This is a genomic window from Streptomyces sp. PA03-1a (assembly GCF_033792805.1).
GTDB lineage: Bacteria > Actinomycetota > Actinomycetes > Streptomycetales > Streptomycetaceae > Actinacidiphila.
Genome location: NZ_JARAVO010000429.1, coordinates 1 through 3,085 on the forward strand (window position 1 = coordinate 1; position 3,085 = coordinate 3,085).

Annotated in this window: 4 protein-coding genes; 1 reads left to right on the plus strand and 3 read right to left on the minus strand. The window is 70.3% G+C overall.

The genetic code is table 11. The features are described 5' to 3' along the window. The 3 genes from PV341_RS44440 to PV341_RS44450 all read right to left on the minus strand — a co-directional run. On the minus strand, positions 1-253 hold a 253-nt coding region (locus PV341_RS44440; RefSeq protein WP_500360934.1), incomplete at its 3' end, for a hypothetical protein. After that, positions 250-723: a hypothetical protein gene (locus PV341_RS44445; protein ID WP_500360936.1), complete on the minus strand. Its 474-nt coding sequence runs from the start codon at positions 721-723 to the stop codon at positions 250-252. The genes PV341_RS44440 and PV341_RS44445, both read right to left, overlap by 4 nt. Before the next feature lie 331 nt (positions 724-1,054). After that, complete coding sequence (locus PV341_RS44450; RefSeq protein WP_500360938.1) at positions 1,055-2,236, minus strand: helix-turn-helix domain-containing protein; 1,182 nt, start codon at positions 2,234-2,236, stop codon at positions 1,055-1,057. A 132-nt stretch (positions 2,237-2,368) separates the two neighbouring features. On the opposite strand from PV341_RS44450, the gene PV341_RS44455 reads away from it, so the two are divergent. Then, the gene (locus tag PV341_RS44455) at positions 2,369-2,908 is read left to right on the plus strand and encodes a flavoprotein (protein ID WP_500360940.1); all 540 of its coding nucleotides are present in this window, start codon (positions 2,369-2,371) and stop codon (positions 2,906-2,908) included. Positions 2,909-3,085: the final 177 nt, after the last annotated feature.

Here is a 3,085-nt window from a genome sequence, read left to right on the forward strand (position 1 = left end):
CGGGGGAGTAGGGGCGCTGGAGGGCGGCTGCGGTGGCGCGTTGCGTGATCAGACCGGCCGCCATGCAGGCCCGGCACTTGGCCAGGGCCGCAGGGGGCCCGGGCGGGTAGACGGTCACGATGGGCGTCACCGGCAGCTGTGTGGCTCCGCACAGCAGACACGCCCCCGCCCTCCATGGGCGGCCGTTCAGCAACTCCTGCTCGGTGCTGGTCAGCTTGGGCGGGGCCGGGCCGGTGCCTGGGGCGGGGTTCATGAGGGCAGCAGTGGCATGGGTGGGGTGCCGGGCAGCAGCGGTGTACCGGCCAGGCGCATCACCGGGTGCGGCAGGTCCGGGCGGAACCGGCCAAGAGCGTGGTGCAGGCAGTCGGCATCGACCAGGTGCCCGAGCCGTTGGGGCTTGCGCCAGTGCGGCCCCGGAGCGGTGCGGGCTCCGGCCGGCGGCAGGAGGATGATGAAAGGGCCGCCGAAACACAACCCGTGCGGGTGTTCCCACGTGTGGACGGTGCCGGGCGGCACGAGCCACATCAGCGCGTCACGCTCGACGTTGGCGATGACCGGCCCGCACCCGCCGGTCTGGTAGCGGTCCATCCAGCGCAGCATCCGGTCACCGGGGGTGCCGTAGGTGGTGAGCACGACGTCGAAGTCCGCCCCGCACAAGGCCTGGACGCAGCCGGTGTAGGCGTTGCCCACAAGCCGGCGGATCGCAGCCGCAAGGTCGCCCATGTCCGCCACAGGGGCACCGGCTGCGAGGAGTGGGGGCCGGTCCGCGCCGTGAGCGTCCCCTTCCCCACCGGCCCACCGCTGCAGGCGCGGTCGCTCGGAATTGCGGGTGTGGGGCACGCCCTGTTTGAGGCGGCCACTGGGGGGCTCCGCCTGTCGTGACACGAGACGGTCTTCGATGAAAGCGCTTGGCCTTGCTGCGGCATTCATGTCGGTTGCCCCCGGCGTCGGTGTCTGGTTCAGGTGCTTCCAGAATGCGGACGCCGGTGGTGGCTAAGTGTCACCACTGCGTGACACTCGGCTGCGCTGGTTGTGCCACCGAATGGAGCCGGGCTTACAGGCCGATCCATGCGGCAAGGTTGTCCAGCGTGTCGGGGGTAGTGCGCCGCATGTAGACCAGGCCTTTGATCGTCTCGCGGGCGCCGGGGTGGTAACGGGTCTGCTGCGGGGCAAGACGGCGTGCGGTGGTGATCGATTCCAGGGCGGCGTCGGTGCGGCCGGTCTCCATCTGGCAGCGGCCCCGGTCAATGTGGAAGTGGGCCTGCCTGGAGGGCGCCCAGCTGTGGGGGAGTTCGACGCCTGCCGCCAGAGCGAGTGCCGTGTCGTAGTGGTGGAGTTCGACCTGGGCGGACACCGCATGACAGGCGACGTTCGTCGGGCCGAACGACAGCCAGTGCGTCGAGCTCTCACCGGTGCGGTTCGCGCAGGCCTTCGCCTGGTCCAGATGGTCCTCGACGAGGGCGGCGTCCCGGGCGCGGGCGGCAATCACGCTGGCCCCCAAGTACAGCTGACCGGTGACGGCCACAGCGTCAGGAGTTGGTTCGGCGTCGGCGGCCAGGCCGTGCCCGGAGGCGATGAGGCGCAGCCCGATGCGGTGCTCGCCTTCGCGGTGATAGACCAGTGCGCGCATGTACTGGCGGACCGCCGCCAGCAGGGGATCACAGGCACGGTCGGCAGCCCAGGCCATGCGGTCGAGGGCGATCGTCGACAGGTCGAAGTAGCCGAGCTTGACGGTGATGTCGTGGGCGGTGCGATAGGTCGATCCGAGCGCGCGCCACAGCGTGGTCGACGGCATGCGGTACGCCGCGGTGGTGAGCTCGGCTATGACGGCCGGCAACAGCGTCGCCGCAGCGTTGAGGCGCGCGGCACGGACCAGGCGACACAGGTCGTCAGCAGCGGCGACCAGCTGACCGGCAGGCCGCACAGGCAGGTCAGGGTCCGCCCCCAGGTCGTACAGATCCAAGGCCTCGCGGATCGGCCGGATGAGGCCCTCGAGCCGGTCCTGCTGCAATTCCGTCACATAGGGCTGCCCGGTCAGGGCAGTGACATCGAGACGGAGCGCACGGGCGACCGCCGCGACGAGGTCAGGGCTTGCGGGCTTGTGACCGGACTCGACCTGGTGAACGAGGCTGTAGGAATAACCGATGGTCTGGGCGAGACCTCGCTGGGTCAGACCGGCGAGCTTTCGGGCGGCGGCAATGCGCGTACCGGTGTGCTCGTGGTCACCTCTGGGCATCTTTGACCTCCGTACCCTGCAGCCATCTGGAACAGTACCCGCCGCATCCGCCATGGCATCGGCGATCGCCCCGACACCCGCTGCGGGCAGGATCGGTTGCGCGTAATGCATCACGGGGGGTTGGGTGGGGGCATGACGCGCACCATGTACCTGTTCGCCAGCGCTGCGCCGCCGGTTTTCGACATCGCCGGTGTGATCGATGATGCGCAGCGGCGTGGCTGGGACGTGTGCCTGGGGCTCACGCCGACCGCGGCGGACTGGCTGGAGGACAGTCTGGAAGGGCTGGCGGCGCTGACCGGGCATCCCGTGCGGTCGCGGTACAAGCGGCCCGGCGAGCCGGATGTCTGGCCGTCGGCCGACGTCATTGTCTTCGCGCCGGCCACGTTCAACTCGGTGAACTCCTGGGCACTGGGGCTCACGCATCACTTCGTGGTGGGGGTGGCCGCCGAAGGCATCGGCAAGGGCATCCCGATCGTGGCGATGCCCTGTGTGAACGCGGCCTATGTGCAGCACCACCAGTTCGAGGAAAGCGTCGCGAAGCTGCGGGCGATGGGCGTGACCGTGCTCTACGGCGACGGCGGCTTCGTCCCGAACCAGCCCGGAACCGGAAAGCCCGCCGACTATCCCTGGCACCGGGCGCTGGATGCCGCAGCGGCCCTGGCCGGGGCGTGACCAGCCCGGCCGGTGTGGCACTGCTCGTTCCGGCCGCGCCGGCAGTCGCAGGGCCAGGTGATCGCGCGGGCGCAACGATGAGGTCGGTTTCGAGGGTGGCTGGGTGCCGTTGCGCATGGGGGGAGGCGGCGGGCCGGGTTCGGGTTGCGCATCCGGGTGTAGGGGCGGGTCCTGGGA

What these genes read in the sequence shown, in the direction of transcription:
- PV341_RS44445 (WP_500360936.1), bottom strand. Translation starts at nt 723, where the DNA reads ATGGGCGACCTTGCGGCTGCGATCCGCCGGCTTGTGGGCAACGCCTAC.
- PV341_RS44450 (WP_500360938.1), bottom strand. Translation starts at nt 2,236, where the DNA reads ATGCCCAGAGGTGACCACGAGCACACCGGTACGCGCATTGCCGCCGCC.
- PV341_RS44455 (WP_500360940.1), top strand. Translation starts at nt 2,369, where the DNA reads ATGACGCGCACCATGTACCTGTTCGCCAGCGCTGCGCCGCCGGTTTTC.